The sequence below is a fragment of the Capsulimonas sp. genome (assembly GCF_039929585.1).
In the GTDB taxonomy this organism is placed as follows: Bacteria; Armatimonadota; Armatimonadia; order Armatimonadales; family Capsulimonadaceae; genus Capsulimonas.
In genome coordinates this window covers 1-6,873 of record NZ_JBDSQY010000290.1, presented here as the reverse complement: position 1 = coordinate 6,873, position 6,873 = coordinate 1, and the positions used below count along the sequence as shown (strand labels likewise).

The 6,873-nt window shown below is 62.4% G+C and carries 5 protein-coding genes; all 5 read right to left on the bottom strand.

Annotated elements, in window-relative coordinates:
- Positions 1-87: 87 nt before the first annotated feature.
- The gene (locus ABIZ35_RS22035) at positions 88-1,191 is read right to left on the bottom strand and encodes a phage tail protein (RefSeq protein WP_348222084.1); all 1,104 of its coding nucleotides are present in this window, start codon (positions 1,189-1,191) and stop codon (positions 88-90) included.
- A 189-nt stretch (positions 1,192-1,380) separates the two neighbouring features.
- The gene (locus tag ABIZ35_RS22030; protein WP_348222083.1) at positions 1,381-3,489 is read right to left on the bottom strand and encodes a putative baseplate assembly protein; all 2,109 of its coding nucleotides are present in this window, start codon (positions 3,487-3,489) and stop codon (positions 1,381-1,383) included.
- Between the two features lie 6 nt (positions 3,490-3,495).
- Positions 3,496-3,903: a GPW/gp25 family protein gene (locus tag ABIZ35_RS22025; RefSeq protein ID WP_348222082.1), complete on the bottom strand. Its 408-nt coding sequence runs from the start codon at positions 3,901-3,903 to the stop codon at positions 3,496-3,498.
- A gap of 172 nt (positions 3,904-4,075) precedes the next feature.
- Positions 4,076-6,052 carry a VgrG-related protein gene (locus ABIZ35_RS22020; RefSeq protein ID WP_348222081.1) on the bottom strand — a complete coding sequence of 659 codons (1,977 nt, stop codon included), beginning with the start codon at positions 6,050-6,052 and terminating at the stop codon, positions 4,076-4,078.
- Between the two features lie 15 nt (positions 6,053-6,067).
- On the bottom strand, positions 6,068-6,873 hold an 806-nt coding region (locus ABIZ35_RS22015), incomplete at its 5' end, for a LysM peptidoglycan-binding domain-containing protein (RefSeq protein ID WP_348222080.1).

Sequence of the window (6,873 nt, the reverse complement as noted above, 5' to 3'; positions counted from 1 at the left end):
GCATTTGCGTCCGGCACGGACGCTTAGCGGCTCTGGCCGCTCCCAGACCCGGGTTTCATAACCGGGAGACTTGGGTTGAGGATGTGTTTATTCGGTTCCTGCTACCCGATGCACGATCCTCAAATCATAAGCCGCGTGAGCGGGCTTTTCGCTTTCGATAATATCCCGCACGATCCGTTCGTTGACCGCGCGCGGGTCGGGAACGGCGAGGGTGACGACAAAGGTGTGCGCGCCGACGCCGCCGAGCAGGGTGTCGCGGCCGAGCAGGCTCTCCGGGCCGAGGCGCATTCCAGCGAAGGGCTGGTCTTCGATTCGCGGGACGACGCCGGTGTAAATCTCCAGATAACGTGAGAGCCCTCGCCGAGTGCCGCGCCATCGGTAGAGATCGACCGCTTCGCGGATCAAGCGGCGGCGCTTGAGCTCGGGCCAGTTTTCGTCGAGGGTCAATGAGACCCAGCCGGCGAGCCAGGGCAGGAAATCCGCCGGGGCTTGATTGAGATCAAAGAAGCGCTCGCGGCGGCTTAGTAATTCTTGCAGCGGTTCGCTCGCGTCTTCAAAGCCGCGCAGGAAACGCGTGAAGAAGGGCGGGTCTTCGTAGGGCTTGAACCGCGCGCTCGGACTGACCGACGGGCCGGAGTAAATCGACGGCAGCAGATCCAGCAGTCCGGCGGGCGGATGCGTCAGGCGCAGCCGTCCCGGCGTGTCCGCTGTTCGGTCATCCCCGGCGTCGGTCAGCACGACGGTGAAGGGGTAATCGCCGGTGTAAGTTTCCCCATCCAGAAAAGGCAGAAACTCCAGCGTCACGGAGCGCTGCTCGCCGGGGAGCAGCAGCAATGTCAGCGTGGCGCCGTCTTCGCTGAGCATATCCTGAGCGTCGAGCGCCGCTCCGCCCTGAAGTTCGGGCGCGCGGCGGACGGCGTATGTCCAGCGAACCCAACGCGGGTTCCAAGACGGCGAATTCCCGGCGACAGTGAGACGCACGATGCGCAAGTCGGCGTCCCGCGACCAAAGCGAAACCATCGCCGACGGATGCATCTGCACCCGATGCCACAATGACGCCGGCGTGTTCGCGGGCGGCTCCGCGCGCAGCGGAACGTCCAGCTCATCCGGAATTAAGTTCAGATCGACACCAAAGTCTTTTCTCGGGACGCTGGGCGTCGAGTTTGGACTGGTATCTGACGTTTCGTTCATAAGGCTTTCGAGACCTATCCCTGCGCTTCGCGCGCCCCCGAGTGACCCACCCCGGCGCTTCGCGCCACCCCTCCCTTGAAGCAGGGAGGGGTAATTAGGATTTTGTTATCGAGAGCGACTTTCGTCCGAGCATCTCTTTCCAACCCTTCCCTGCTTCAAGGGAGGGGTGGCGCGAAGCGCCAGGGTGGGTCACTCCTCCCCCACTGCGGACATGGGCCGCACTCGGATACGATGCTCGCGAGTGCAGAGCAGCTCATGCTCATTCACGCGAACGCCCTGGGTAATATCGATCCGTTCTTCCTGGGTCAATAATCCCTCGGTCGCGTTGGCGAGCCGAGAAACAAAGATCTTAGCGTCGAGCAAGAAGGCGACGCCGCTCGCCGCCTGCACCTGGGCGTAAATGTCAGACAGCGTGAGCGTGAGACGGAAAGGCCAGCCATCGCCGTTCGGGCCGCCACGCAAGGGATGGACGAAGTTTTCCAAACGCGCCTGCACCGCGCGACGGACCTGGGCGGCGTCGGCCTTCGGGTCGGCCACCAGCGTGATTTCTGTCGAGACGAAGACATAATCGGGTTCGGCGACTTCGAGCACGGTGGTCAAAAGGCGGCGTTCGTCGAGATAGGTCAAGACGTCCCGGCGCACGCGCTCGGAAACGCGCAGATCGGCGGGACGCGGCACGGACACGTCACCAGCCAGCGAAGGGACGAGCAGCACGCGCACCACTCCGGGCGGAATGCTTCCGGCATCGTGGACGGCGCGCGGCTGGACGCACTGCGCGCGGCCAACACCCGAGGAGGCTCGGCGCGCCAGATATTCATAGTCCTCGGCGGTGACGGCGCGATCGCGCATGCGCAGAATCGTCCGGCCGCGCATCTTCGCCCGCTCCAGCGACTCCTGCTCACGCCCACCCTCGGCGCGGCGCGGATTGCTGACAGTCGAGATATAAGGGATCGAGCTTTTAAGAACCGTCAATTGGTCCGGCGCGACGTTGCCCTGCACGCCCCCACCGTAGCGATACCCGGTGAAGGTGACCGTCAAGCCCTTCGCCGGGATCGCGCCGTGCTGGCGCGTGGAGCCGTCGGGCTGCGGGACGTTCGGCCCAAAGAAAATCTCACCCGTGAGAGAATCACAGACAAAGTGCCGATCGTCGGGACCGCTGTCCGCAAAGTCGAGAACTTCCTCCCACGGCTGAAGCTCCGCATGAGAGGCGCCCTGCTCGCCGACGGCGATCGTCTCTCCCGGGCGACGCGGCAGGATCGGCGAGTGGCCGAGCGTGAAGACCTGGCCTGCGCTCCCATCGCTCTGCCCTAAGTCTTTCCACGCGATGACAATACAGTTGCTCGCCGGCGCCGAGCCGCCGATCGTACGCGCCGTGACGGACCGGATCTCCGGTGACTTCTGGTAGATCGCCGGGATACGGCGGTCCACGCCGCGCGGCGGCAGGTCCGGCGTGTAGACGCAGCGCACCCAGTAGGCGCGCCTCCCGCCAAGCCAGCGCGAAACGAGGTTGGACGGCATCGCCAGCTCGATCAGGCCCGAAGGCTCATCGCCGCGCGGCATTCCCGGCGGACGGTTGAAGCCGTAAGTCGTGTCGCGCGGAACATCCAAGCGGTCCCAGCGGCTCTCCTCACCGTTCCAGATCTCCCAGCGCTGCGCCGGATAGTCTTCATCCAGACCGACCGCCGCCGACTGCACCGCGTCCACTTCCAGCTCGATCAGATTCCCGGACACATCGGCTTCGAAGCCCAGATAAAGGGCGTCGCCCTCGCGCGGAGATGGGCTGAAAATTTGGAAACCCTTCTCACCTGGAGCAAATTCACGCGCGCCGGGCAGCGTGTTCGGATCGCTGTCGGTGCGGGCGGCCAGAACATGCGTCAGCCGTGGCCGCACCAGCCGCAGGTCCGTGTCCGTGGCGAACTCAATCGCCTCGTCCGTCTCGGTGCGCACGGTGGCGGCGACGGTGTCGCTGGCGCGCAGGGTTCGCTCAAACGCTTCTTCGCCGTCACGGTCGTCAATGGGGCGCGACAATCGAAAGCGTAAGTCGGTCAGCGCGGGACTGGGCGGCTCCAGCGACACGCCGATCATCTCCAGGAACTTGATATAATTCTTCTCAGGAACCTGGTTGAGACGATACAGCGTCATCTCGGTCATATAGGCGAACAGCTCGATCAGCGTGACGCCTGGGTCGGAGACGTTGTGATCCGTCCACTCGGGGCAGCGCCGGCCGATCTGCTGCTTGACGTCGTTGACGATCTCCTGAAACTTACGGTCGTCCAGGTTGGGAGACGGCAGGGACATGGTCTGTTACTCCTCGTCGGGACTGACATAGAACGGAAACACCAGATTGCGATCGGCGTTGGTCGCATGGATATGGTATGCGATACTGATCAGCAGCCGCTCCGGCCGCTCCGGGTCCGGCCCCGCATGCACTTCCTTGACTTCAATGCGCGGCTCATACATCTCAACAGCTTCCTGCGCGTACCGCCGCGCCAATCCCGCCGTGGTGGCGTCGTTGGGCGCGAACTGCAGCGAGAATAATTCCGAGCCAAAGTCGGGCCGCATCGCCCGCTCGCCCTTGCGCGTCATCAGAATAATGCGCAGAGCCTCGGCGACGTCCTGCTCCTGGCTGACGAGCTCGATCCGGCCGCGCGAATCTAATTGTGGCGGGAATTTCCAGCCGGCGCCTAAAAAGTCTTTTGTTGGATCGGGCATTTCGCGCCTGCTTTCGACAACATCGTCACCGGGTGGCATGCCGGCAGCTCTGGGCAGGCATGTCTCACGTACGAAGCGGAACGCACGTTTCTTCTCGATCGCAATACATGCCTGCGCAGAGCCGCCGGCATGCCACCCGAAGATCGAAAACCGACTTTAGGATGAGGGTCTCCTACGGCAGCGGTATTCCGTTATGAATAATCACGCCCGTGATCGGCACGGTCGGCGCGGTGATGGTGATTGCGCCGCCCGCAGTGATTGCCGTCGCGCCGCCCGCCGTAATCGCTACGGCCCCCGCCGACTGGACATTTAACGCCCCGCCGACGGACTGCGACATCGCGCCCCCGACCGTCTGGTTCAGGACACCGCCAACCGATTGGGTCATCATGGCGGGCGTCGTCTCATTGATGCCGAGGGCGGCCTGCATACTGAGCGTCTGCGCGGTGGTCAGCGAGATACTGCCGAGGGCGTTGACGCTGAAGTTTCCCAGGCAGGTCATAGTGATCGATTGGTCCGTGGATGCGATCGTGATCTTGTTCGCGCCGGTCATATCGACAATATCGATCTTGCTGCCGGCGTCGTCTAAGATAATCTTATGCCCCATCTTTGTCTGCGCCGTGATATTCTGGTCTTTGTCGTTGAGCGTGATGTAATGGCCGCTCGCGGTCGTCAATCGCATTTCGCCCGTACCGTCCGTGTCGTCTAACAAGACCGTATGCCCGATGCGCGTCATAATCGTGCGCCGATTGACCTTGCCGCCGGCGATGGCCTTGCTGTTGCCTTCAATCGGCTTGTCCTTGCCGTTCCAGAGAGCGCCGATGATATACGGACGGCGGATGTCGCCGTGCTCGAAGGCGACCAGCACTTCGTCGTCCACTTCAGGCAGGAAGTAAAAGCCGCGTCCCGGGCCGGCCATCGGGGCGGACTGGCGCGCCCAGTAGCTGGTGTGATCCTCGGTAAGCCAGGGATATTTGACCTTGACCCGCCCTAAGTTTTCTGGATCGACGTTGTCCGTAACAAGCCCCACCACGATGTTGCCGCCGACGGCGGCGCGCTTGCCGTTTCCCTCACCCTGGAGCAGGCCCAGGAGCGTCGAGGGGTTCTTCCCACTGATCGAGAACAGTGTGGAGAAGCCCTCGGCGGGCGTATACACATGCGTCGTGGCGCTGACTTGATACTTGCCGCTGAAGCGCTTGCCGATGTTCTTGATCTCGACCATCATTCCGGGCTTGAGCGTCGGCTGACCGTGACAGAGCCCCTCGGCTTCTACAAAGCTTCCGCCGAGATCGTCGCAGACGGAGCGCGCAAGGTCGTCAGCCTCGGCCTGACTGTGAACAGGCCGGTCGGCGACGACCATTTTCGCCGCGCCAAAGGCTTTGGCGGCGATCTCCCCGCCGCTTTTCGCGTCACCGATCTGCGGGACGCCCATGGGAATCTTGCTGGATCCGACAATCGGCTGCTTGGTCTTTGGGTCCCAGCCGCGCACCACCACTTCGCTCACTTGCCGCCCCGCCGAGGTGCGCGGCCGGAACGAGCGCAGGTCTTTGCCCCATTCAATGGTCAGCGCACTGGTTCCCTGGTCCTGCACTTTCTCAAAATGCAGGTCTTTCTCGCCTTGGACAAACAGACGAAAGCCATTGTACGCCGCCCGCTCGGTCAGAAACTCCCAGTTGGTCTGGTTGTTCTGAAAGACCCACTCATGGACCTGCGACGTTGTGTCCGCATGGACCGTAAAGCCATCTTCTTCGGCGACCTTCTTGACAATATCCGTGTCCTTTGATTGGACAAAGGAACGGCTCTTGCGTCCCCGGTGCAATCGGTGCGAACGATCCGAGCAGCGCAGGACGAGGGTCGGCGAGCCGTGCGCGGCGAGGTCCATCTCCAGCGCGGTCACTTCGCCCTGAAAGATCGTCTTGAGCGGCATGACGTTCTCTTCGCCCGCCAAAATCTCAATCGCGACGCCTTCCTTGACTTTGTCGCTGTCCAGCCAGACGAACCCCGGATCGTGCAGCCGGACGGTACACAGGTCCGGCAGGTGCAGGCTGTTTTCCACGGTGCAATCGAGCATCGCCTCCAGGATTTGGGGCTCCTGCTTGCCTCCCACCTTAATATCAAAGTGGGACAGATGCGATGTGTCGGCGTTGGACATTGCGAAAGCAGCTCCTTACGAAAGCGGCGGGATCGAAAGGATCTGGCCCGGCCGCAGATGCAGCGGGTCGTCGAGATGATTGTCGTCGGCGATCTTGCGCCAATGGTTGGCGTCACCGTACTCTTCAAAGGCGATCATCGCGATGGTATCGCGCGGCTGCACCTCGCGCCGCTTGCGCCCGCCCTCGCTGTGTGATGTCGGATTGGTCGGCTTCTTCTTGGAGTCGTCCTGCGCCTCGGTGAACGTCACATCGGCCATGGCGCGCACGGGGGTGCCGTCCTCCCGAAACAGCGTGTAATTGACCGATAGGCTCGCGACCACCGCCGTGAACTGCCAGTTCGGCCCCCACTGAAACAGACAGAGCGGCGGCCGGGACTTCTTCGTCACCGGATGCTTCTTGTCCGAATAGATCAGCGCTAGTTCCCAGAGCATATCGACCGATGTCCGCACATCGGCGCCGTCTTCCTCAAAGACATCGAAGAACAGCTTCATCTTAAGCGACCGTGACTGCCCGCCGGTAAAGTCGATCTTCGGGACGTTCTCGCCGGTATGCTCCTTCGACTTCCAGTTATTCGTCTTGGCGATCGTGTACTCGGTCGGATTGAACAGACACTTGAAGGTCTTTTTGGTTTCCAGATTTTGCAGCGTCGCGGGAGCCAAAGCCATGTTACGTTCTCCTTCCGATTTGCCGTTCTTACCTGCCGTATGACCTACCTGCGGCCTTCGACCGCCTCCTGAGTGACCCACCCCGTCGCTTCGCGCCACCCCTCCCGTGTTCCACCCACCCCGGCCTTCGGCCACCCCTCCCGCAACGGGAAGGG